The organism is Streptomyces sp. 2A115, assembly GCF_052245575.1.
Taxonomy (GTDB): Bacteria; Actinomycetota; Actinomycetes; order Streptomycetales; family Streptomycetaceae; genus Streptomyces.
In genome coordinates this window covers 130,615-154,006 of the sequence record NZ_JBQQCG010000018.1, presented here as the reverse complement: position 1 = coordinate 154,006, position 23,392 = coordinate 130,615, and the positions used below count along the sequence as shown (strand labels likewise).

18 protein-coding genes and 1 pseudogene are annotated in these 23,392 nt (G+C 69.5%); 11 read left to right on the top strand and 8 right to left on the bottom strand.

Annotated elements, in window-relative coordinates; genetic code table 11:
* Nucleotides 1-568 precede the first annotated feature (568 nt).
* Nucleotides 569-1,237 (top strand): sigma-70 family RNA polymerase sigma factor, encoded by a 669-nt coding sequence (locus tag ACTWQR_RS18295; protein WP_443228149.1) that lies wholly within the window; start codon nucleotides 569-571, stop codon nucleotides 1,235-1,237.
* A gap of 79 nt (nucleotides 1,238-1,316) precedes the next feature.
* Here ACTWQR_RS18295 and ACTWQR_RS18290 read toward each other — a convergent pair whose 3' ends face one another.
* The 4 genes from ACTWQR_RS18290 to ACTWQR_RS18275 form a co-directional block, all read right to left on the bottom strand.
* The gene (locus ACTWQR_RS18290) at nucleotides 1,317-2,504 is read right to left on the bottom strand and encodes an FAD-dependent monooxygenase (protein WP_443228148.1); all 1,188 of its coding nucleotides are present in this window, start codon (nucleotides 2,502-2,504) and stop codon (nucleotides 1,317-1,319) included.
* Between the two features lie 417 nt (nucleotides 2,505-2,921).
* Entirely contained in the window at nucleotides 2,922-3,770 is an 849-nt protein-coding gene (locus ACTWQR_RS18285) for a carbohydrate ABC transporter permease (protein ID WP_443228147.1), read from the bottom strand.
* On the bottom strand, nucleotides 3,767-4,765 hold the full coding sequence (locus tag ACTWQR_RS18280; protein WP_443228146.1) for a carbohydrate ABC transporter permease: 999 nt from the start codon (nucleotides 4,763-4,765) through the stop codon (nucleotides 3,767-3,769). Before ACTWQR_RS18280 ends, ACTWQR_RS18285 begins: the two co-directional genes overlap by 4 nt.
* A gap of 1 nt (nucleotide 4,766) precedes the next feature.
* Nucleotides 4,767-6,041, bottom strand: a complete 1,275-nt coding sequence (locus tag ACTWQR_RS18275; protein WP_443228145.1) for an ABC transporter substrate-binding protein — start codon at nucleotides 6,039-6,041, stop codon at nucleotides 4,767-4,769.
* Between the two features lie 423 nt (nucleotides 6,042-6,464).
* Between ACTWQR_RS18275 and ACTWQR_RS18270 the strand changes: the two genes are divergently transcribed.
* Nucleotides 6,465-7,217: a DeoR/GlpR family DNA-binding transcription regulator gene (locus ACTWQR_RS18270; protein WP_443228144.1), complete on the top strand. Its 753-nt coding sequence runs from the start codon at nucleotides 6,465-6,467 to the stop codon at nucleotides 7,215-7,217.
* Between the two features lie 154 nt (nucleotides 7,218-7,371).
* On the opposite strand, the gene ACTWQR_RS18265 is transcribed toward ACTWQR_RS18270, so the two are convergent.
* Nucleotides 7,372-8,133 (bottom strand): DeoR/GlpR family DNA-binding transcription regulator, encoded by a 762-nt coding sequence (locus tag ACTWQR_RS18265; protein ID WP_443228143.1) that lies wholly within the window; start codon nucleotides 8,131-8,133, stop codon nucleotides 7,372-7,374.
* Nucleotides 8,134-8,381: 248 nt separating this feature from the next.
* Between ACTWQR_RS18265 and ACTWQR_RS18260 the strand changes: the two genes are divergently transcribed.
* From ACTWQR_RS18260 to ACTWQR_RS18245, 4 genes are all read left to right on the top strand, one after another.
* On the top strand, nucleotides 8,382-9,179 hold the full coding sequence (locus ACTWQR_RS18260) for an oxygenase MpaB family protein (protein ID WP_443228159.1): 798 nt from the start codon (nucleotides 8,382-8,384) through the stop codon (nucleotides 9,177-9,179).
* A 60-nt stretch (nucleotides 9,180-9,239) separates the two neighbouring features.
* Nucleotides 9,240-11,480, top strand: coding sequence for a tetratricopeptide repeat protein (locus ACTWQR_RS18255; protein WP_443228142.1), 2,241 nt, complete (start codon nucleotides 9,240-9,242; stop codon nucleotides 11,478-11,480).
* Between the two features lie 97 nt (nucleotides 11,481-11,577).
* A complete protein-coding gene (locus ACTWQR_RS18250) occupies nucleotides 11,578-13,158 on the top strand; it encodes a phytoene desaturase family protein (protein ID WP_443228141.1) in 1,581 nt (526 codons plus the stop codon).
* 94 nt (nucleotides 13,159-13,252) lie between these two features.
* Nucleotides 13,253-13,657: a hypothetical protein gene (locus ACTWQR_RS18245; RefSeq protein WP_443228140.1), complete on the top strand. Its 405-nt coding sequence runs from the start codon at nucleotides 13,253-13,255 to the stop codon at nucleotides 13,655-13,657.
* A gap of 237 nt (nucleotides 13,658-13,894) precedes the next feature.
* On the opposite strand, the gene ACTWQR_RS18240 is transcribed toward ACTWQR_RS18245, so the two are convergent.
* Both ACTWQR_RS18240 and ACTWQR_RS18235 read right to left on the bottom strand, forming a co-directional pair.
* Nucleotides 13,895-14,707, bottom strand: a complete 813-nt coding sequence (locus tag ACTWQR_RS18240; RefSeq protein WP_443228139.1) for an alpha/beta fold hydrolase — start codon at nucleotides 14,705-14,707, stop codon at nucleotides 13,895-13,897.
* A gap of 35 nt (nucleotides 14,708-14,742) precedes the next feature.
* Nucleotides 14,743-16,173: a hypothetical protein gene (locus tag ACTWQR_RS18235; protein ID WP_443228138.1), complete on the bottom strand. Its 1,431-nt coding sequence runs from the start codon at nucleotides 16,171-16,173 to the stop codon at nucleotides 14,743-14,745.
* 292 nt (nucleotides 16,174-16,465) lie between these two features.
* Between ACTWQR_RS18235 and ACTWQR_RS18230 the strand changes: the two genes are divergently transcribed.
* The 5 genes and pseudogenes from ACTWQR_RS18230 to ACTWQR_RS18210 all read left to right on the top strand — a co-directional run bounded on the left by ACTWQR_RS18230 (nucleotide 16,466) and on the right by ACTWQR_RS18210 (nucleotide 21,419).
* Entirely contained in the window at nucleotides 16,466-16,912 is a 447-nt protein-coding gene (locus tag ACTWQR_RS18230) for an SRPBCC domain-containing protein (protein ID WP_443228137.1), read from the top strand.
* The gene (locus ACTWQR_RS18225) at nucleotides 16,909-17,286 is read left to right on the top strand and encodes an ArsR/SmtB family transcription factor (protein WP_443228136.1); all 378 of its coding nucleotides are present in this window, start codon (nucleotides 16,909-16,911) and stop codon (nucleotides 17,284-17,286) included. The genes ACTWQR_RS18230 and ACTWQR_RS18225 overlap by 4 nt, the downstream gene beginning before the upstream one ends.
* On the top strand, nucleotides 17,283-18,047 hold the full coding sequence (locus ACTWQR_RS18220) for a DUF899 domain-containing protein (protein WP_443228135.1): 765 nt from the start codon (nucleotides 17,283-17,285) through the stop codon (nucleotides 18,045-18,047). The genes ACTWQR_RS18225 and ACTWQR_RS18220 overlap by 4 nt, the downstream gene beginning before the upstream one ends.
* A gap of 445 nt (nucleotides 18,048-18,492) precedes the next feature.
* Nucleotides 18,493-18,546, top strand: a pseudogene (locus tag ACTWQR_RS18215) (hypothetical protein); the annotation flags it as partial.
* 440 nt (nucleotides 18,547-18,986) lie between these two features.
* Entirely contained in the window at nucleotides 18,987-21,419 is a 2,433-nt protein-coding gene (locus ACTWQR_RS18210; RefSeq protein WP_443228134.1) for a galactose oxidase-like domain-containing protein, read from the top strand.
* 28 nt (nucleotides 21,420-21,447) lie between these two features.
* On the opposite strand, the gene ACTWQR_RS18205 is transcribed toward ACTWQR_RS18210, so the two are convergent.
* The gene (locus ACTWQR_RS18205) at nucleotides 21,448-23,238 is read right to left on the bottom strand and encodes a serine hydrolase (protein ID WP_443228133.1); all 1,791 of its coding nucleotides are present in this window, start codon (nucleotides 23,236-23,238) and stop codon (nucleotides 21,448-21,450) included.
* Between the last annotated feature and the right edge of the window lie 154 nt (nucleotides 23,239-23,392).

The window sequence follows — 23,392 nt, the reverse complement described above, 5'->3', positions numbered from 1 at the left end:
CAAGGAGAGTTACGCGGTGGCCCACCTCCTGTTCAGGGAGCGGTACCCATCCGTGGAAGTGCGCCCCGGGCAGACGCCCGCGCACTCCCAGCCGCTGATCCCGTACACCACGACGAGGGACACCATCCCAGATGCGACTAAACATCAGTCGAACGACTACGGATGACTCGGCGCTTCCCGGCCTCCTGCGGCGGCTGATCGGTATCCGCGCAGAGCCGTGAATTGCGTAAACGGTTGGTTCGGTACGTCGTCACTTGCTCCGGCTGATCGGTTCCCAGGAGGTCTTGGACCAGGCCGATGCCTTGGAGATCAGTCAGATGACCACGAGCAGTCAGGTCCGTCCGCGGAGCGGGTCAAGAACGGGAAGCCACTCGTCGGGAACCGACTCGGATCACGGCATCAACTCGCCCGCTTTCGGGGCCTCCTCCCACCCCTGACCATGTCCCCCTCCACGGAGCGCAGTCGGATGACCGATGTTCGGGGCGGCGTGGTTGCGAAGGCTGGTCGAGCATCCGCAGGACCACAGCGACAAGCCGCGGCACAAGGAGACGAAATGCACCCCGCAAAAATGACTTCCACCAAAGCGCTGGAGGATGCGGTGTCCGCCTTCGCAGGACTCCGCCCACGGCTGTTTCACATAGCGCACCGCATACTGGGCAGCACGGCAGAGGCCGAGGACGTAGTCCAGGACGCATGGCTGCGCTGGCAGAACACCGACCGTGCTCAGGTACTGAACCCTCCGGCCTACCTGACCCGGACCACAGCCCGTCTGGCCCTCAACGTCGCCCAGTCCGCCCGTTCACGTCATGAGACCGCCGGTCCCTTGCTCGCCGAACCGGTCGACACCCGCACGGACCCGGTCGCCTTGGCCGAACGAGCGGAAGCACTGGAACTGGCCCTACTTCTGCTCCTCGAGAAACTGGACCCCACGGAACGGGCCGCCTACGTTCTCCGCGTGGCGTTCGAATACTCCTACAGCGAGATCGCCGACAATCTCCAGCTCAGCCAAGTCAACACCCGCCAGCTCGTGAGCCGGGCCCATAAGCGCCTGTTCGCCGAGCGGCGACGCAAAACAGTAAGCACCGGGGAACACCGGCGTTTTCTGGAAGCGTTCGTCGCCGCGGCACAGTCGGGCAATCTCACTTGCCTGGAAGACGTCCTGACCGTCGACCACGACCGGGATCGGATCCAGGCCGCCAAGCACACTCGACGCACTCGGCAGCTGGCCGCGACGTAGAACTGGGCGGAAGGAGATGACCGCCGCCGGAGCGGTGCGGTCAACCGCCGACACCGTGTCCAGTCACGACCGTAGCCGGTCACGGTGGTGCCTGTTCGTCAAGGACGTCGGCCGCCCACGCGGTCGCTTGAGGCAGGAACCCGTGCTCGGCCGCGTATGCCGACATGCGGGCGTTCCGCGCCTGGGCCTCGGGCCCGTCCGGCAGGTGGAACTCCTCGCCCGCCCGCGCGGCACCGGCCTGCATGCTCGTGGCGGTCGAGAGTCGTCGGCGTACGTACCGGTCGAGCGCGTCGGGAACCTCGGCCGGTGTCGCACCCGCGAGGGCGTCGCCGAGCACGGCCGCGTCCAGAATCGCCTGCGCCGCACCCTGGGCCTGGAACGGCGCCATCGCGTGGGCACTGTCGCCCAGCAGGGTCACTCGCCCGACGTTCCACCGCTCGAGCGGGGCACGCGTGTAGATGCCGTAGCGGAACACCTGTCCCGCGCGTTCCAGGACACTGAGCACCCGTGAGTCCCATCCCTCGAACTCGCGCAGCTGCTCGCCCGGTTCCGCCCGAGCGGTCCACGACTCCTGCGCCGCCTCCGCCCCCTCCGCCGTGAACACGGCCACGACGTTGAGCAGTTCCCCACGACGCACCCAGTAGTGGACGAAGTGCCGGTGCGGTCCGAGCCAGGCGGCGAGTTCCGGCAGGTCCAGATCGGCCACCTCGGCGGCTGGGAGCAGCGCCCGGTAGGCAGCGGTCTTCGAGAAGACCGCCTCGTCCGCGCCGAAGAGCCACTGGCGGGCCGCGGACCGTATCCCGTCGGCGGCCACGACCAGATCCGCACTCAGCCGCTCGCCTCTTGCCGTGGTCACGTGGGCGGCCTCGTCGTCCTGGTCGATTCCCACGACAGTCGTGTTCAGGCGCACCGACCGGGACGGCACCGCGGTGGCCAGGGCATCGTGCAGGTCGGCCCGGTGGAGTAGCAGGTAGGGCGCCCCGAACTCGTCCTCGGCCTCGCGTCCGAGCGTGTAGCGGCAGATCTCGGCGCCGTTGGACCAGGTTCGGAAGCTCACGTGGGACGGGCGGGCGGCCTGTGCGGCGACCGCGTCGAGCAGGTCCAGTCGGCGCAGTACGCGCGTGGCGTTGGGCGCGAGCTGGATGCCCGCGCCGACATCGGTGAACCGCGACGTCTGCTCGACAAGCGTGACCTCATGGCCGGCGCGGCGCAGGCTCAGCGTGGCGGCCAGTCCACCGATACCCGCGCCCACGACGATCGCCTTCATGCCACGGCCCCATTTCGACGGACTCGCGCGCCCACGTCCTGCTCGGGGAGCTTGCCGAACACAAGGACGTCGGTCAATCCGCGCGGCGCCAACCAGTCGTCGACGCCCGCACGTTGGTGAACTCCACCCGCATCCGCGGCAATCCCACGCGGTGGACGGCCGAGCGGTAGGCGAAGTCCGCCAGTGGCCACGACCGGCGTCAACGGCATCTCCGCTACGTACGGACCACCTGGGCCATGCACGGATCACGTCGGCGACGCGATCCCGACCCGCCTGCTCCTGCCGCTGGTCCGCCGGCCGTTGTGATCGTGTCTCGGCGCCCGCGTCGGGACGCACGTCTCCTGCCGGACCGCTGAGTCCGCCCGCGGCCGGAGCAGCGGGCCCGCTCCCGCCCGCGCCCCTGACCGACCGGGTCGTTCACTCGCGCACTGCCCCCTTGGTGGCGTCGGCGATGAAGCTGCGGGCGAACAGGGAGAACACCACCACCAGCGGCAGTACGGCGAGCAGTACGCCGGCCATCACCATGGCGTAGTCCTGTCGGCCCTGCGAGACATTGAGCTGGGAGAGGGCGACCTGCAGGGTCACCTTGTCCGGGTTTACCAGGGCGACGAGCGGCCAGACGTAGTCGTTCCACGCGGCGACGAAGGTGTAGATGCCGAGGAAGGCGAGCGCGGGCCGGACGGCCGGCAACCCTATGTGCCAGTACTGCCGGAAGAAGCCGCAGCCGTCCATGCGGGCGGCGTCGATGAGTTCGTCGTGAATGGCGCCGATCATGTACTGACGCATCCAGAAGATTCCGAAGGCGTTCGCTGTCGCCGGAAAAATGACGGCCTTGAGTGAGCCCAGCCAGCCCAGTTCCGCCATGATGAGGTACTGGGGGATGATCGCGAGCTGGAGCGGCAGCATGAAGATGCCCATCAGCATGGCGAACAGCGCACGTCTGCCGGGGAATTCGTATTTGGCGAAGGCGAACGCCGCCAGGGAGTCGAGGAGCAGGACGAGCACCGTCGTGCTCACGGCCACGATGACCGTGTTGAACATCGCCCCGAAGAAGTCGATGGTGTCCAGCAACCGCCCGATGTTCTCGAACAGATGAGACCCGAAGGTGAGCTTCGGCGGATATTTGGAGATGTCCTGCGTCGTGTTGGTCGCCATCACGATGGTCCAGTAGAACGGGAACATCGAGATCAGGACACCGGCCATGAGAGCCACATGGAGGAGCAGTCCTCTGGCGGTCGTGGGCCTGCGGACACGGGGTGCCTTCATACCTTCCTCCTTCCTTGTACGACTCGCCAGTTGATGACCACGAACAGCAGGATGACCAGGAAGAACGCCCACACGATCGCGGCTGCGTAACCGAAGTTGTTGTTGTCGAAAGCCTGGTGGTAGAAGTACAGAAGCGTGGTCAGTCCGGCCTGTCCCGGCCCGCCGGAATTCGGATTGTTGGCCGCGTTGCTGCCGAACAGGACCTGGGGCTCGGTGAAGCTCTGCAGGCCGTTGACCGTCGAGATGATCACCGTGAACAGAATGATCGGACGCATCATCGGAATGGTGATGGAGAAGAATGTCCGTACGGGCCCCGCGCCGTCGAGCTTGGCCGCCTCGTAGACATCTGAGGGAATCGCCTGCAGGCCGGCGAGGTAAATGATCATGTTGTAGCCGGTCCACTGCCAGGTCATCAGCATCGCGATGACCGCCTTGATGGTCCACTCGTTGTTCAGCCAGGGGACCGACGGAATGTTCACCGCCTGCAATACCGCGTTGACGACGCCGTACCGGTCGCTGAACGCCGAGAAGAAGAAGATGGAGACCGCGACCACAGAGGTGACGTTCGGTATGAAGTAGGCGACGCGGTAGAAGCTGGTGAGACGGCGCGTGGAGTTGAGCATGGTGGCCAGCACCAGCGCGATGAACAACATGGGGAACGTGGCGAACACCCAGATCACCAGGGTGTTCCGCATCGCCAGCCAGAACGTGGGGTCGTCGAGCAGGAAGCGGAATTGCTCGAGCCCCACGAAAGTCTTCTCGCCGATGCCGTCCCAGCGCTGGAACGCCAGGTACAGCGAATAGACCATCGGGAAGAACAGGAAGGTCAGGAACAGCAGGAAGAACGGCGACACCGCCACGTACTGCGGCCAGAAGGACAGAAGCCGCCGCAGCCCCCGGCGCCGTTCGGGCCGTCCGGTACTCCGGGCGGTCCGGCGGTGCTTCTGAGGAACCTCGGGTGCTGCGACGGGCCCGGCCGTGGGGGGTGCTGCCACTTCAGCTCACGCCCTGCTGCTTGGCGATCTGCTTGGCCTGCTCGACGGCGTCCTTCCATGCGTCGTCGGGCTTCTTGCCCTTCGACTCGATGCTGGTCAGCTCGTTGTAGAACGGCACGGCCACCGCCGCGTTCGCCGGGGCCTCGTAGAAGGCCGGAACCTTCTCGGCGGCCGGGCCGAAGACCTCGATCGTCTTCTGGTCGCCGAAGAACGGGTCGCCGCCGGTCAGGGCGGGCAGCTCATAGGCGGCGGGGGCCGAGGGGAACAGCGCCGCGTCCGTGAAGCCGCGGGCCTGGTTCTCCGGGCTGAGCAGCCACTTGATGATCTCAAAGGCGGCTTCCGGGTTACGGCACTCCTTGGGCAGGGCCAGGAACGATCCGCCCATGTTGGAGGGGCCACCCGGCAGGGGAGCGACTCGCCATTTGCCGCTGGTGTCCGGTGCCATGTCCTTGACGTCCAGCGCCATCCAGGCGGCACCCAGCTGGGTGGCCACCGTCCCGTTGGCCACGGCGGCCCTCAGGCTCTCGTCGTTGATCTTTGCGTCGGCGCCGGTGTCGTAGAGGCTTACGGCGAGGTCCCAGCACTTGCGGACGTGTTCCTGGTCGCCGATGAACTTGTTGTTCTCGTCGATCATGCGCTTGCTGCCCTGACCGATGGACATGTCGAAGACGGCCGTCATGTTGTTGAGCAGAAACGCCTTGGGGTACGCCTTCTGGATCTCGGCGCCGATCGCGAAGTAGTCCTCCCAAGTGGATATCTCCGCGGCGACCTTGGCGGGGTCCGTGGGCAGTCCGGCCTTGGCGAACATGTCCTCGCGGTAGTACATCGCGGTCGGACCGATGTCGATCGGGAAGCCGATCTGCTTGCCGTCCTGGGTCTGTCCCTGCTTCAGCTTCCAGTCCAGGTACTCCGAGGCGATCTTGTCGGCCCCCAGGGTGTTGAGGTCGAGGAACCGGCTCGAGTTGGGCAGGAAGGAGGCGATGTCCTCGCCCTTGATCCCGGTGATGTCCGGCACGAAGCTGCGGCCGTTCATCGTGGTGAGCAGCTTCTGCTTGAACGTGCCGCCGATGACCGAGGACTTCAGCGTCACGTCGGTGAACTGCTTCTTGGCGTCCGCCACGACCTTGTCGCTGAGGCCACCGCCCCAGTACCAGAGGGTCAGGTCCTTGCCGTCCTTCGTACCGCTGCTGTCCGAGCCGCCGCATGCCGCGGTGACTCCGGCGCCCGCCGCGACGAGCAGGGCCGTCTGGACGAACCGTCTACGGGACAGATCCACTTTCGTTCTCCTACTGTTCGACGTGATCGGTGGCCACGGGCGTTTCGCCCGGGTACCGGCCGTGCTGTGTCCGGGACGGAGATCCGTCCGGTTCCGGGGGCGGTGGGCCGGCGTGCGCCCCGTGCGCCCGCCGCTTTGAGCTGCTCCAGGAGGGCGGCGATGAGAACAGCGGACCGGACCGAAGGAGGTCGGCGGTCCGGCTCTCAGAGCTGTGGTGTCGCAGGGCCTGAGGCATGAGCGCTTCCCCTCCCCCGGAGCCGCCGACGCCGAATGGCAGCATGGTGCCTTTTGCTCAGGAAGCACCGGTGCAGTGATTACCTCTGCTCGAATTACGCAGAAGCTTGCACCCAGTGCGCAGGTCTGGCAAGACTTCATCGCGATCCTGCGCGAGTTTGATTGAACTTGGAGGGTGGAGTGACCGGCATGCTTCCCGATCGCCGACATGAACTGATCTTGCGAGCACTTCGCTCCGACGGTCCCACCGCCGTCGTCGCCCTCACCGAGAGGCTGGGCGTGAGCCAGGCGACGATCCGCCGTGACCTCGTGCAATTGGAGGATGAGGGCCTCCTGAGACGGGTCCACGGTGGCGCGATGCCGACGGAGGGCGGCGACGAACCCTTTACGGAAGTGGCAACCGTGCGAGTGGCGGCGAAGGACGCCCTCGCCGACAAGTGCGCCGACCTCGTCAGCGACGGTGAGATCCTCCTGCTCGACATCGGCACCACGGCACACCGGTTGGCACGCCGACTGCGGGGCCGCTCCCTCACCGTGATCACCAGCAGTCTCGCCGTGTACGAGGAACTGGCCGACGATCCGTGCATCCGACTGGTGATGCTCGGCGGAGTGGTCCGGAGCAACTACCGCTCTCTGGCCGGCTTCCTCACCGAGGACAATCTCCGGCAGATCCACGCCGACCGGCTGTTCCTGGGCACCAGTGGCATTCGCCCGGACGGCCAGGTCCTGGACACCACTTCGGTGCAGGTGCCCGTCAAACGCGCCATGATCGCCGCCAGCGATCAGGTGGTACTGATGGCGGACACGGGAAAGTTCCCCGGCACCGGTATGGCCCGGGTGTGCGGACCCGACAGCCTCGACATGGTGGTGACCAACGCGCCCATGGACCGGACGACTCGTACCGCGCTGCAGGCGGCCGGAGTCGAGGTGATCGAGGCATGAGACCTGTATATCGAGATACGAGACCGGTGTGCTGAGTGCCCGTCAGAAGCGGCCGGTTCCGCGGTCCAGCCCGGTTCCGCGGTTCACCTGGGTTCCGCGGGCCGACTCGGACGCGATGCCTATATCCGCACCACCGCTGCGGTGTTTGCGGTGGTCACGTCCGTACGACCGTTACGCCCGCCTCCTCCAAAGCCGCGCATGTCGCCGCGTCCGCCGCGGTATTGGTCACGACCACATCGAGTTCCTCGGGCCCGCAGACCTTCGCCATGCCCGTGCCCGGGAACTTCCGCTCGTCGGCGAGGAGCACCACCCGGTCGCCGGTCGCGATCATGGCGCGCTTGACGGGCACCTCGATGACGGTGGTGTCCATGACCTGGCCGCCGGGGCGGACGCCGCTGGTCCCCAGGAACAGCCAGTCGGCGTGCAGTTGCCGCAGATTGTCCTCGGTGAGGAAGCCGACCAGCGAGCGGTACTCGCGTCTGACCATTCCGCCGAGCAGCACCAGCTCGACGCTCTCCTCCTCGGCGAGCTCCTCGTACACCACGAGATTGCTGGTGATCACGGTGAGTTGACGACCATGGAGCTGCCGGGCCAGCCGATAGGCGGTCGTTCCGATGTCGAGAAGGACCGACTGACCGTCCTCGATCATGGCGGCGGCCCGCACCGCTATCGCGTCCTTCTCGGCCACCCCCACCTCGACGACCTCCGCGAACGGCTGGTCGCCCTGCTGGTCGCCCTGTCCGAGGACCGCGCCCCCGTGAACCCGGGTGAGCAGCCCCTCCTCCTCCAGCCGGACAAGGTCTCGCCGGACGGTCGCGGCGCTCACGCCCAGCTGCCCGCAGAGGTCCGTTACGGATGCGGGGCCACCCGAGCGCAGAGCTCGCAGAATGAGTTGGTGTCGTTGCTCAGCCAGCACGCGGTAGACAGTACTCGTCAGTCACGATCATATCTATGCGCGTTGTTGCAGAAGTTCTTCCACTTTTTACGTAGGCGATCCAGTGTTCCGCTCTCTGGCTTGCAGACTTTTGATGCCCTCCGTACCTCATGGAGGCTGTCTTTGCGGAGCTTCTGGTGTCAACCAGGAATCCTGGCCACACTGGCAGCGTGGACGCGGATCACATAGCCGACCCGGGACTCTTCGGCCCCGACTCGGTCACCTGGCAGATGCACGGAGACCCGATGATGTGGGTCGCCGGCATCCGCGCGCTCTACCTCCAGGCCCTGCACCCTCGCGCGGTGCGAGGCGTCATGCAGAACTCGGACTTCCGGAAGGACGCCTGGGGCCGCTTGCTGCGCACCGCCAACTTCGTCGGCACGATCACGTACGGGACGAAGGAGGCGGCAGAGAGTGCTGGTGCGCGGGTACGGAAGATTCACACGATGCTCACGGCGACCGACCCCGACACGGGGGAGACCTACCGGATCGACGAGCCCGAACTGCTGCTGTGGGTGCACTGCGCGGAGATCGACTCGTACCTCCACGTCGGGCGCCGCTCGGGTTTCAGTCTCACGGACGAGCAGGCCGACCGCTACATCGGCGAACACCGCGTCAGCGCCCGGCTGGTGGGGCTGGACCCCGACGGCGTACCCGCTGACCAGGCTCAACTCGCCGCGTACTTCGAGAAGGTGCGCCCCGAGCTGGCCGCGGGACCGGAGGCGCGGGACGTCGACGACTTCCTGCGCGGGCCGCCGACCCACCCGCTGCTCGTCCCGGCACGCGCACTGCTGTGGCGGCGCGTGGCGCAGCTGGCATATGCCTCACTGCCGCCGTACGCGCATGAGCTGTACGGAAGATCCGTAGGGCCGCCCGAGACAGTGACCCGCCAACTACGTCTCACCGGCACCGTGTTGCGCAGCGTTCCCGAACGTCTTCGCTGGCAACTGCCGCCCAAACACATTCTCCGCGCCATGTCACGGCTCGGCCCCGGCTCGCGCCCGGCACCGTACAAACTCGGACGATAGCTCGCCATACTGGACGAGCCAGGGGAGGGTGGGGCCGAATGACGGGGGCGATCGCGGGAGATGGGGGAGACCAGGCTGATCCAGGGCCGGTACCGGTTGCTCGACCTGATCGGTCGAGGGGGGATGGGGGAGGTGTGGCGTGCCCGCGACGAGTCGCTGGGCAGACAGGTGGCCGTCAAGTGCCTCAAACCGATGGGCCACCATCACGACCAGTCGTTCAGCCGTGTCCTGCGGGAACGGTTTCGCCGCGAGGCCCGGGTGGCCGCCGCCCTCCAGCACCGTGGGGTGACTGTCGTCCACGACTTCGGCGAGTCCGACGGCGTGCTCTATCTGGTGATGGAGTTGCTCGACGGGCGCAACCTGAGCCAGCTCATGGACGACAACAAGCACCATCCGCTGCCGGTCGCCGACATCGTGGACATCGCCGAACAGGTGGCCGCGGCCCTCGCGTACACCCATCAACAGGGCATCGTGCACCGCGACTTGAAGCCCGCGAACATCATGCGGCTCGGCGACGGCACGGTGAAGATCTGTGACTTCGGCATCGCCCGTCTCGGCCACGACATCGGGTTCACGTCCCGCCTGACCGGGACCGGCATCGCGATGGGCACCCCGCACTACATGTCGCCGGAGCAGATCAGCGGCACCCACGTCGACCAGCGCAGCGACCTCTACTCCTTCGGCTGCGTGCTCTATGAGATCGCCACCGGTGCTCCGCCGTTCGACCTCGACGACGCGTGGGCGGTCCTCGTCGGGCACCGGGACACGACTCCTGAGCCGCCGCGCAGCCATCGCGCCGAACTCCCCGAGTTCATGGAGCAGATCATCCTGGACCTGCTGGCCAAGGAGCCGGAGCAACGCCCGGACGATGCCCGCGAGTTGGGCCGCCGCATCGGCGCGGGCCGCACCACGCCGGCGTACGTGCCGACCGTGGTGTCCCCGTCGGTGCAGCGCGCGACGACGGACCGGCCGACCCCCCGCGAAGCACGCCTGCCCTCCTGGACCCGCGGCATGACCACCGGCCACAAGGCGACCGGCGCCGGCCTGCGCACCACGCCGCCGGACGCCGCCGCGGGCCTCACCGGCGACTGGATCGCCCGAACCGACACCCGCGGCGCCCAGGAGCCGCTGCCCGCCGAACCGCCCACCCCCTCGCCGGAACTGATCACCACCCTCGCGGGCCGGCACAACGCGGGGCTGAGTCTGGGTCGGCTCGGCCGCTGGGCGGAGGCGGGCGAGGTGCACCGCGCGGTCGCCGCCGAACGCGCGCACGCGCTCGGCCCCGACCACCCCGACACGCTCGCCAGCCGCTATGAGGTCGGCTTCACGCTCAGCCGCACCGGACGCCCCGCCGACGCATTGCGCGAGTACGCGCACGTGGCGCAAGCCCGGGAGCACGTGTTCGGCCCCGAGCACCCGGACACGCTGGCCGCACGCCAGGAAATGGCCTACGTACTGGGACAGTTGGGCCGTCACTTCGAGGCACACCAGGTGTACACGTCGGTGCTCGCCGCCCGGGAGCGCGCCATGGGGCCCGACCACCCCGACACACTGCGCTGCCGCCACAACCTCGCCTTCAACCTCAGCAGACTCGGCCGCCTGGAGGACTCGTACCGGATGGCGAGCGAGGTGGCCACGGCCCGCGCCCGGGTGCTCGGCGCGAACCACCCCGACACCCTCGTCACGCGGTACGAAGTGGCATACGCGCTCGGCCAGTTGGGACGCTGGCCGGAGGCGCTGCAGACGTACCAGGAGGTCGCCGAGGCGCGGGCGCAGGCGCTCGGGCCCGACCACCCCGACACGCTCGCCGCCCGTTACGAGGTCGGCATCAGCCTCGGCCGGCTCGGCCGCAGCGCCCAGGCCCTGGAGCTGTATCGCGCCCTGATCGACGACCGCACCCGCGTCCATGGTCCCGCCCATCCCGAGACCCTGCGCGCCCGGCACGGCCTGGGCGTCAACCTCGGCCGGCTCGGCCGATGGGAGGAGGCCCTCGCCGAGTCCCGTGACGTGTGCGCGATCCGCGAGCGGGTGCTCGGCCCCGACCACCCGGACACCCTGGTCAGCCGCCGGGAGGTCGCCGTCGGCCTCGGCTGGCTCGGCCGCTGGGCGGACGCCCTCACCGAGTACCGCCAGGTGGCCGCCGCCCGCGAACGCGTCCTGGGCGCCGACCACCCCGACGCCCTCGCCAGCCGCAACGACGAGGCCCACTGCCTGGAACAACTCGGGCGTGGCGCGGAGGCGGTCGAGCTGTACCGGAGGGTGGCGGCGCTGCGACAACAGCGGGCGTCCGGGGGCCACTGAAGTCCCGGGGCAGGCGACAGCACCCGCACCCGGTCGGCCGCCCGCCGCCTGCCGCGCACCTCTGGCCGACCTAGATCATCGCGTGCTACCAAGAAGCATGCCTGCACACGAGGGAAACCGGGGATACGACGTCGTCATCGTCGGCGGAGGCCACAACGGTCTGGTCGCCGCCGCATACCTGGCCCGCGCCGGGAAGTCCGTCCTGGTCCTGGAGCGCCTGGGAACCACCGGCGGCGCCGCCGTGTCCACCCGGCCGTTCGCCGGCGTCGACGCCCGCCTGTCGCGCTACTCGTACCTGGTCAGCCTGCTGCCCCGGAAGATCGTGCGGGACCTGGGCCTCGACTTCCGGGTCCGCGGGCGCAACGTGTCCTCGTACACCCCCGCCGAGCGCGACGGGCGGCCGACCGGACTGCTCGTCGGCGGCGGTGAGCGCCGCACCCGCGAGGCCTTCGCGCGGCTGACCGGCTCGGACCGCGAGTACCAGGCCTGGCAGCGCTTCTACGGGATGACCGGCCGGGTCGCCAAGCAGGTGTTCCCCACCCTCACCGAACCGCTGCCCACACGCGACGAACTGCGCCGCCGCGTCGACGACGAGGAGGCCTGGCGGATCCTCTTCGAGGAGCCGCTCGGGGTCGCCGTCGAGGACACCTTCACCGACGATCTCGTACGCGGGGTCGTGCTCACCGACGCCCTCATCGGCACTTTCGCCGACGCTCACGACCCGACCCTGCGGCAGAACCGGTGCTTCCTCTACCACGTCATCGGCGGCGGCACGGGTGCCTGGGACGTGCCGGTGGGCGGTATGGGGGCGCTGACCGACGCACTGGCCGGGGCGGCGCGCGGCGCGGGCGCGGTCCTCGCGACCGGGCACGAGGCGCTCGGCGTGCGGACCGACGGACGCTCCGCCGAGGTCACGTACCGGACCGAGGACGGAGAAGGAACCGTCTCCACCCGGCACGTCCTCGTCAACGCCTCCCCGCAGGAGCTCGCGCGGCTCACCGGCGACGAGCCGCCCGCCCCCGCCGAGGGCGCCCAGCTGAAGGTGAACATGCTGCTGAAGCGGCTGCCCCGGTTGCGCGACACGTCCGTCGACCCGCGCGAGGCCTTCTCCGGGACCTTTCACATCGCCGAAGGGTACGAGCAGCTGGCGGCGGCGCATGCGCAGGCCGCGTCCGGGGTGCTGCCCCAGGCACCGCCCTCCGAGATCTACTGCCACTCGCTCACCGACCCGACGATCCTCGGCCCGGACCTCGTCCATCAGGGCTACCAGACCCTCACCCTCTTCGGCCTCCACACGCCCGCCCGGCTCTTCGAGCGGGACAACGACGGCGTACGCGAGGAACTGCTCAAGTCGACCCTGGCGCAACTGGACGCCCACCTGGCCGAACCGCTCGCCGACTGCCTGGCGAACGACGCGCACGGCCGCCCCTGCATCGAGGCGAAGAGCCCCTTGGACCTGGAGCGGGACCTGCGGCTGCCCGGCGGCAATATCTTCCACCGCGACCTCGCCTTCCCCTACGCACAGGCGGGCACCGGCCGCTGGGGCGTGGAGACCCGGCACGCGAACGTCCTGCTGTGCGGCGCGGGCGCGGTGCGCGGCGGCGGAGTGAGCGGGGTGCCCGGACACAACGCGGCCATGGCACTGCTCGAGGATCTCGGCGCCAAGGGACGGGCGTGACGGCACCTGGGTTCCGGGGTACTCGACGTTGTTGCCCGGTGGGACCCGGGGCTGAAGCTCCGGCGGCGGGGTTGTCGGAGGGAGTGATGCTTCGATGGCACGGCTCGTGGTGGACGGGGAAGACGTCGTCGTCCGGCTGTCCTGGCGGGAGAAGGCCGCGGCCAGGTGCCGGGATGTGCGGATACCGCTGACCGAAGTGAAGGACGTGTGGGTCGAACCGGACTGGTGGCGCGCTCTGCGCGGCGGCCGGCGGCTCGGCCGGTACAGCCCCGGCCGGTTCTGCCTGGGCAAGTGGCAGCACCGCGACGGCCGTGACTTCGTCGCGGTACGCGCCGCGGACCCGGTGGTCTGCGTGGACCTTCGGCACTCCGCGCCCTTCACCCGCCTGGCCGTCTCCGTGCCGGACCCCGACGAGGTCACCCGGACGATACGGACACGACAGCATGGCGCGCGCCGCCCAGCGCGGGAGCGCGTCGCCCACGCGCCACGCGGCCGCTGAGCGCTCCGCTGGAAACGGTGACGCTGTGTCGATGTGCGGCTCCGCCGCGGGCGCCCGGGCCGGTTGGGGGCTGGTCGCGCCCCGCGGCGGAGCCGCATATGCGCCCCTTACGGGGCGCGGTAGCGCACCGGACTCAACCAGGCCCTAGTGCCGGGCGGGCCCCGCAGGCGTAGCCCGGACCCATGCGCGCACGTCTCCCGGGACGCTCGCGTATCCATTTACTCAGCGCCGTCACTTTTACTCGGCGGCGGCACTCGCCAGCTGCTGCACCGGCTCCGACCACGCGTCGGGGACCAGCCAGGGAAAGGTGTGCGCACCGGGTACCTCGACATATCGCCCGTCAGGTACGAGGTCGGCCAGCTGCCTGCCCCATCGGGCGGTACTGATCCGGTCCTCCCGTCCGCGGATCACGAGAAGCGGCACCCGCAGCTGGACGACGGAGTCCTCCAGGTTGTCCCTCAGGTGGACGAGGGCGATGTGAACCATGCGGCGAAGGCCCGCCCTCTTCCACTCCGGCCGGTGGGACTCGGACAGTCCAGGCGGTTCCCGGCGGGAGTCCAGCCGCCACCGGAGGAGCAGTCGCGGGAGGCTGCGCGCCATGGGATCGACGGTGGGGCTCGCCAGCACCACTCCCACGATGCCCGGATGGTCCAGGGCGGCCCGGGCGGCGACCTGGGTTCCGCTGGAGTGCCCCACGAGGATCACCCGGCCAAGGTCGCGGGCGAGCAGCCAGTGCGCGACGGACCTGCCGAACTCCGGCACATCGAGTTCGTGCGGAGGATCGCAGCTGCCCGCGAAGCCCGGCAGCTCCAGGAGATGGGCCCGCGTCCATGTGCCGAACGACCCGAGTCCGGGCAGCAGGTAGTCGGCCACGCCCATGCCCTGGACCAGTACCACCTCGGGCAGCGGCGCCCGCATGCGTCCGACGGCGCGGCTGCGCATCCGCCCGAAAGCGGTGTCGCAGTAGGTGGTTTCGACGTCCTTCGGGAACGGGGGAGTGCGTTCGCCCGGGAAGTGGCGGAGATCCGGGTCTCGGTGGGTGCGGTCCATGGCGTGTACGTCCTCCTCTGCCGCGCCCGACGGGGTCAGCCGGGCCCTGGGTTCGCCGAGTCCAACTTCTCGATCCGGGGCAGCCAGTGGGCCGCGTGTCCAGGGAGCCGGGAGAGGAAGTCGTCGAACTCGGCGAGGCTCAGCGGCGGCGGCAGGGGGTGCCGTTCGGGCAGAGCGGTGAGCGCGGGCCGGTGGCGCATCGTGGCACCGAAGTCCTCCGGGAAGGCCCGTTCGTCCACGCCGATGGTGCCACCGGTCGTCTGCGCGTATTTGTCGGCGAGGTCGTGCCACTCCTCGGCCGGGACCTGACCGACCGAACGCAGGCCGTTGGAGAAGAGGTTGACGCCGATCTTCTCGTACGGCTCCGCCTCCCGCAGGTAGCGCTCCAGCAGGTCGTGGGAGGACCGCGCGGTGAACTGCAGCCAGAACGGCACGGCGCCCAGGCGCAGCGTCCAGTAGGGCTCCCACTGGTTGTACGTCTCGACGAGCAGCCGGTCGGCGGCCAGTCCGCGGCGCCGGTGCCACCATCGGTAGAGCTCCGAAACCATGGGGCTCAGGTGCTCGGGCTCGTGCACGCTGACCCGTTGTACGCGGTATCCGCGGCGTGCCGCGACGGCGCTGATGTCCTCGGTGAGGCTGTCGTCGTATCCCCACTCCGCCTCGGCGTACCGCCCGTCGGTCTCCGGCGCGTCCCATCGGCGCAACGAGGAGCCCTGCTCGGCGAGGTGCTCGGCGAGACGGTCGCTGCCGTGGACGTACTCCTCGGGAGACATGCCGCCCAGGGCGCCGAACTGGAACCGATGGCGTTCGCCGAGCACGGAGACCGGCCAGTCCAGGGTGCAGTCCACGATGAAGATCGTCGCGCCGGGCCGCAGCCGCTCCTCCAGGAACCGTTCCAGCGTCGGGCCGAGCCGGAGCCGCTTGAACCGGAAGTACAGGAAGCGCACGAGCATCGCCCGGTCCTGGCTCGGGTCGTGCATATGGCTCAGCGACAGCTCGGGGTTGCGCTCGACCATGCGCCGGCCGAGTTCGAGGCCCGCGGCCAGTGCGGCTCGCGGTCGGTCGGGGTCCACACGGGCCCGTACCGGAACCAGGAAGGTCTGCGGGAGGACCGGTGCGCCCAGGGCGGAGGCCAGGTGCACGGCCGCGCCGCTGACGGATCCGATGAACACGGCGGGATAGGGGCCGGGTCCGTACTGGTCGGCCGTCCAGGCGGACAGGTCCTCGCCGGTCAGTCTGCGCACCCGGGACACGGGCGAGGCCTGCATCCGCCCCGCTGTCACGAACAGCTGACGCCGGGCCGCCGGGGGCAGGCCCGAGGCGAGCCCGGCCAGCGGCGCGGAGGCCGGTCCCACGCCGAGGGCGCGGAAGTCACGTCCGTGCAGGAAGCGGCTCACGGCGCGGACGGCCGCCACGGACGAGTCGAAATCGCAGAGGGAACGGCTGATCCGCCATCTGTCTCGCACGGCGTGCCTCCCGGGACGGACGCCGCACGTGGAACGGCGTCCTGGTACCGACTGTGGACTCCGAGTTCCCTGCGCGCCGCAGTTTTAACGCCGAAGGCGATGGCGGCCTGCTGGTCCACCGGCCCCAGCGGGCATGCGGGTATGCGGGCATGCGGGTATGCGGGCATGCGGGCATGCGGGCATGCGGGCATGCGGCGAATGGAGTGCAACCGTGGGGTTGCTCCTCAGGCGTCCATGTGCAACTCTGGGGTTGCATTCAAGGGCAGTGGTGGAATCGGTGGAGGAGACACTCATGAGCGAGGACCGGATCGAACGCGAAACGTTGATCGCGGCGTCCCTGGAACGGGTCTGGTCGCTGGTGGCCCAGCCCGGGTTCTGGGTGGCCGACAAGGCGAGCCTGCCCGGCACGGTGGCGAAGGAGGGTGAGTCGATGGTGGCCAGGCATCCAGAGCACGGCGACTTCCCGGTGCGGGTGGAGAAGGTCGAGCCGCCGACGTATCTGGCGTACCGCTGGACCAGTGCGTTTCCCGGAGAGGAGCTGCGTGAGGACAACAGCACCCTGGTGGAGTTCACGTTGACCCAGGAGGGTGAGGGGACGCGGCTGCGGGTGGTGGAGAGCGGGTTCGCGGCGCTGGCCGGGTCCCAGGAGCTGCGCAGCCAGAACCTGAAGGACCACACCGCGGGCTGGCCGCTGGAGCTGGACGCGCTCAAGCAGCGCGCCGAACAGTCATCCGCGTGACGGACGAACGCCGCGGTGACGGGGAGGCGGTCGACAGCGTCCTGGCCGCGCTGGCCGACCCGACGCGGCGCCGGCTGCTGGATCTGCTCGCCGCGCACGGGCAGGCGACCGCGACGACGCTCGCCGCACGGCTGCCCGTCTCGCGGCAGGCGGTGGTCAAGCACCTCGCCGTGCTGGACGCCGCCGGGCTGGTCTCCGGCGGCCGGGTCGGACGCGAGGTGCGCTACGCGGTGCGGCCCGCGGCGCTGGACGCGACGGCCCGGTGGATGGCCGGCCTCGCGGCCGACTGGGACCGACGGCTGGCGAACATCAAACACGTCGCCGAAGCAGCGGAGAGGGCGGAGACGGCGGAGAGGGAGGAGAGGAACCGATGACCGATCACAAGACCGGAACGCGAGAAGAGTGGCTTGCGGCCCGACTGGAGCTGCTCGAGGCCGAGAAGGAGCTGACGCGGCGCAGTGACGAACTGGCGCGGCGGCGGCAGGAGTTGCCCTGGGTTCGCATCGACAAGGAGTACCGCTTCGAGACCGACGACGGCACCGCGTCCCTCGCCGATCTCTTCGCGGGACGTTCGCAACTGATCATCTATCACTTCATGTTCGGACCCGACTACAAGGCAGGGTGTCCGTCCTGCTCGGCGATCGCGGACGGCTTCGACGGCACCGTCGTCCACCTCGCGAACCACGACGTCACGCTCTGCGCGGTCTCGCAGGCTCCGCTCCCGAAACTGCAGGCGTACAAGCGGCGGATGGGCTGGAGCTTCCCCTGGGCGTCTTCGTTCGGCGGCGACTTCAAGTACGACTTCCATACGTCGCACACCAAGGAGGAGTGGGACTCGGGCGCCGTCGAGTACAACTTCCGCACGGTGGACTTCCGGCCGCCGGAGGGCGAGGGCAATCCCGTGCTCGGCCAGTTCGCGTCGAGCGTGGGCACGGACTGGGCGACGTACCGGCGAGAAGGGCCCGGCGTGAGCGCCTTCGTGCTGGACGACGGCGTCGTCCACCACACCTACTCCGCGTACGAGCGAGGAGTGGACGACCTCTGGGGCATGTACAAGTGGCTCGATCGCGCCCCGCTCGGTCGCAACGAGTCCGGCTTCTGGTGGCGCCGCCACGACGAGTACCAGCCCGCCTGAGGGCGGGCGTGAGCGGCTCGGCCGGGGCCCTTGTGTGCTGCGGATGCAGTGCTCGCCGAGATGGTGGATGGCCGCGATGGGTCCCGTGCGGGCGGCCCGTTTCGCGAACGCCCGTCTGATACAGGCCGGTTGGAGACAAGTGTCGCGGACTGCCGTCTGTGCTTCAGCTGGAGGGGCGGGCCCGGGCCACCGGTCTGGCCTGGCCGCCCGCACCCGGCTCTGCCTCGGCGAGTGCTACGCCGATTCCGCCGTCCGGCGGTGGCCCGACTGCCGCTGCCGGCGGCCTGCGTGACGTCCCAGTCGCTGGGAGCCCGGGCCTGGGCGGCCAGGGCCGCGGTGGAGTTGGCCGCCGCGGGTGAGCGCCCGGTGCCCAGTACCTTTCCCCCGCGTTCGACCGGCTCACGCCGCAGGAAACACAGGTCGCGCCCGGACCATCGCCGACGGGATGAACAACGTCGAGACGGCTGGCGCGCTGTTCCTGTCGCACAGGACCGTCGAGGTCCACCTGACCCGCATCTATCGCAAGCTGGGCGTCCGCTCCCGCACCGAACTCACCCGCACGCTGATGCCCCACGGCCCGGTCTCCGCCCCACCCGGCCGGCGAGCCGAGCCGGACCATCTCCGGCTCTTCCAGCGCCAGGCGCCGCAGCCGATTCATGACCGGCAGGACGGCCTGGACCCGAACTGGACCGATTCCCCGGGTTCGAGGGATTTCCCCGATGCGCCCGCCCGCCGTCCCCGGTTACCTGGGCGGCGAGCCGAGGGGGGATTGCGCGCGCTCGACGGCGGCAGGCGCAGCCTCGATCCAGGGAGAGCAACACAGGAGGAGCGACAACAGGAGGAGCAACAACAGGAAGAGCAACAACAGGAAGAGCAACAACAGGAACAGGAATCTGGCCGCCGGATTCCGGCCCACTGCCGAACCGAAAGGAATGCGCCATGCCGAATATGTTCCGGCCCGTGCCCGGCTGGTTCTCCCACGAGAACCAGGGCGCCGGGGTCGCGGTCGCCGATCTCGACGGCGACGGCCGCCATGACCTGCTCGTGTTCATGGTCGACAACCCGCCGGGGCAGAACCGCGGGCTGTTCCGGATCGGCCGTGGCCTGTCCGCCGACGGTGCCGTGACCGGCGGCTGGACGCCGTGGGCCGATGTCCCCGGCTGGTTCTCCCACGAGAACCAGGGCGCCGGGGTCGCCCTCGCCGATCTCAACGCCGACGGCCGCCAGGACCTGGTCGTCGCCATGGTGGACGGCGCGGCTCAGCAGAACCGCGGGCTGTTCCGGATCGGCCGTGGCCTGACCGCCGACGGTGCCGTGACCGGCGGCTGGACACCCTGGATCGGCATTCCCGACTGGTTCTCCTGGGAGAACCAGGGGGTGTCCGTCGCCGTGACGCCGCCGGACCCGGGGGGCGTCCGCGACCTGCTCGTGTTCATGATCGACAACGGGCCGCAGCAGAACCGGGGGTTATACCGGATCGGCCGCGGACTCGGCGCGGACGGTGCCGTGACCGGCGGCTGGACGCCGTGGCGGGACGTCCCCGGCTGGTTCTCGTGGGAGAACGCGGCCTGTGGCGTCGCGGTCGCCGACCTCGACCGGGACGGCGGCCGCGACCTGATCGTCTTCCAGATCGACGACGCCCCGGACCAGAACCAGGCCTTCTACCGGATCGCCCGGGACCTCGGTCCCGACGGCCTGCCCGGCGGCGGGTGGGGAGAGTGGCGCGGCGTGCCGAACTGGTTCTCCTGGCAGAACCAGGGCGGCGGGATCGCCGTCGCGGAACTCGACGGGCGGTTGAGGCTGTTCGCCTCGATGGCCGACGCCCCACCGCAGCAGAACCAGGGCCTGTACGAGGTGCTGGAGCTGGACCCGGACCCGGCACGGGAGGGCAGCTGGGAGCTGTTGCCCTTCCACTCGGGCGTCCTGGCGGTGCACACCGCGCTGCTGCCAAAGGGCGACGTGCTGTTCTTCGCCGGGTCGGGCAGCAGCGAGAAGCGGTTCGACAGCCCGGTCTTCGGCGACGAGGACAAGGGAGTCTTCACCAGCGTCGTCTGGGACCCGCCGGGCAACACCTTCACTCACCCGGGGACCCTGCGTACGGCCGACGACCGGCCCTTCGACATGTTCTGCGGCGGCGACGCCTTCCTCCCCGACGGCCGGATGCTGTCCGCCGGCGGCACGCTCGACTACGGCCCGTTCAAGGGCCGCAAGGACGTCGCGGTCTTCGAACCGACCAGCGGGAAGTGGTCGTTCGCCGCGCCGATGGCGCACGGGCGCTGGTACCCGACGCTGATCACGCTCGGTGACGGGACCGTGCTGGCCACAACCGGACTCGACGAGTCCGGCGCGGGTCACAACCAGACGCTGGAGACCTACTCGCCCGCGACGGACAGCTGGCAGGTGACGAACCTGGAGCACGGCTTCCCCGGACTGCCGCTGTACGCCCACCTGTTCCTGATGGCCGACGGCCGGGTCTTCTTCTCCGGCGGGCGGATGGACGACCCGCTCGACGTCGAGCCCGGCATCCTCGACCTGGCGCACAACCCCGTTCAGGTCGTCGCGGTCCCGGACCTGTTCGTGCCCGACATGCGCAACCAGTCCGCCAGCGTGATCCTTCCCCCGGCCCAGGACCAGCGGGTGATGGTCATCGGCGGCGGTCCGGTCGGCATACCCGACAAGACGGACGCGACGGACGCGGTCAGCGTCGTCGACCTCACCGTCGGCGAGCCCCGCTACACGGCGGCAGCGCCACTGGGCCTGCCGCGGCTGCACCTGAACGCCGTGCTGCTGCCCGACCGCACGGTCTTCGTCAGCGGCGGTTCGCTGAAGCAGGAGGACGAGCCCCTGGCCCGGCACGAGGCGGAGATCTACGACCCCGTCTCGGGAAGCTGGAGCCTGATGGCGGCCGCCACCGTGTCACGCCTCTACCACTCGACGGCCGTGCTGCTGCCGGACGGCCGGGTTGTCGCGGCGGGCGGCAACCCGGAGGGCGGCGATTCGGTCTTCTGGGAGCCGCCGGACGAGAACGAGGAGCTGCGGCTGGAGGTCTTCAGCCCGCCTTACCTCTTCCGAGGACCGCGACCGACCATCGGCTCGGTTCCCGAGGAGTGGCAGTACGGAGAGACGGTGACGGTCGTGACTCCGCAGGCGGGTTCCATCCGATGGGCCTCGCTGGTGCGCAACGGGGTCACGACGCACTCCTTCGACAGCAGTCAGCGACTTGTCGAGCTGGCGATCGCACGGCAGGGCGGTGGGACACTCGACGCGCGAGTGACGGACAACCGCAATATCGCGCCGCCGGGTTGGTACATGCTCTTCCTCGTCGACGAGGAGGGCGTGCCGTCCATGGCCGAGTGGGTGCATTTGAGCTGACGCGGCCGATCTGCCCCTTCGGCCACCCTCAGTCGGCCGAAGGGGTCCAGCCCGTCGCCTCGATACGCGCGGCGTCGGCCGGCCGTGACGCGTCGAAGACCACGTCGTCGCCGACCTCCACCCGCAGGCTCTCGACGTACGCGCCACGGCCCACGTACAGCCGGTCGGTCGCATACCGCCAGCGAAGCGTGAGCTGCCGGGCCGGCGGGAGGTCCGCCGTGAGCCGGTGCCACACCCGGCCCGACCAGCCGGTGACCGAACCGGCCGGGTGCTCCCGCGGATCCTCACCGTGGCGCGTGGTCGTGAAGGGGAGCGGCTGCCAGCTCGCTCCCCCGTCGGCCGTGGACTCCAGGAGGAGGGAGTCCGACCCGGGTTCGATGTCCCACCACAGGGCGCAGCGCAGTCGAGCGCGGTCGGCGAAGGTGGGGAGGGCTGTGTCGAGGGCGGGGAGTGCCAGCGTCGCCGCCGTCGCGTTCGCCATGCCGGAGAACCAGGCCGTACGCCCCCGGGCCGGCCGGACCGGTACCGCGCGGGCCAGATTGTTGGCGGCGGCGACCCGGGGTGCGGAGCCGGAACGCCAACTGCGCACAGGATGAACGGAGTTGCCCAGCAGGATCAGGAAGGAGTCGGTCGTCGGGTCGAGGACCAGGGACGTGCCCGTGAAGCCGGTGTGGCCCGCCGTGCGCGGTGTGGCCATCGCGCCCATGTACCAGTGCTGGTAGAGCTCGAAGCCGAGGCCGTGCTCGTCGCCGGGGAAGGCGGTGTTGAAGTCGGTGAACATCAGTTCCACCGACTCGGGCGACAGGATCCTGGCCCTGCCGTACGAGCCGCCGTTGAGCAGCGTACGGCCGAGGACGGCGAGATCCCACGCGGTGGAGAAGACACCGGCGTGACCCGCGACCCCGCCAAGGCTGTATGCGTTCTCGTCGTGCACCTCGCCCCACACCAGACCGCGGTCGATCCCGGACCAGGGCTCGCGGGCGTCCTCCGTGGCGGCGATCTTCGGTTTCCAGGAGGCCGGCGGGTTGAAGCGGGTGCGGTGCATCCCGAGCGGCGCGGTGATCTCGTTTCGGAGCAGGGCATCCAAAGCCTGGCCGGTGATCTTCTCCAGGACGAGCTGGAGTGAGATCAGGTTGAGGTCCGAGTAGAGGTACTTGGTGCCGGGCGGGTTGAGCGGCGCCTCGTTCCAGATGAGTTGGAGCTTCTCCTCGTACGTCGGCGCGTTGTAGAGCGGGATCCACGCGCGGAAACCCGAGGTGTGGGTGAGGAGCTGGCGGATCGTGATGTCCTGCTTGCCCGCGCCGCCGAAGTCCGGCAGGTACGAGGCGACCTTCCCCTCCAGTTCCAGCGCGCCCCGCTCGATCTGCTGCACAGCGAGGATCGAGGTGAACAGCTTCGAGACGGAGGCGAGGTCGAAGACCGTGTCCTCGGCCATCGGAATCTGCTGGTCGGCGGCGAACTCCAGGCCGGTGTCGGTCTTCTCGTCGTACGCCGAGTAGCGCACCGCCTTGCCGATCGGCTGATGCAGGGCGACCGTGCCGCCGCGTCCGGCGAGCAGCACGGCGCCGGCGTACCAGGGGTACTTGGGGGAGGGCACGAGGAACGTCTCGGCGTCGACGACGAGTTGGCGCAGCTGGGCGGGGAGCAGCCCGGCTCGCTCGGCGGAGCCGCGTCGCAGGGTCGGCCGGCCGTGGTTCTCGGTGGTGCGGGGCGCGGCCGACGCCGCCTGGAGGGGCGCGAGGATCAGCGCGCCGCCGAACGCCGTCAAGCCCCGGCCCAGTTGGCGGCGGGTGGGCCCGCCGCCCGCTCTGTCCGTCATCTGAGAGCCTCCCGCCGTGCCGCCTGAAAGTATCTTTCCGAGTTCGCTGTGCCCGGTGAAACTTTTGTGTCAGACGCGGGAAGTGTCAACGGTGCCACCCTGACCCGAGAAATCTGACGGAGCATCAGAAAAGGCCTTCCCTCGTCCGGAGGAC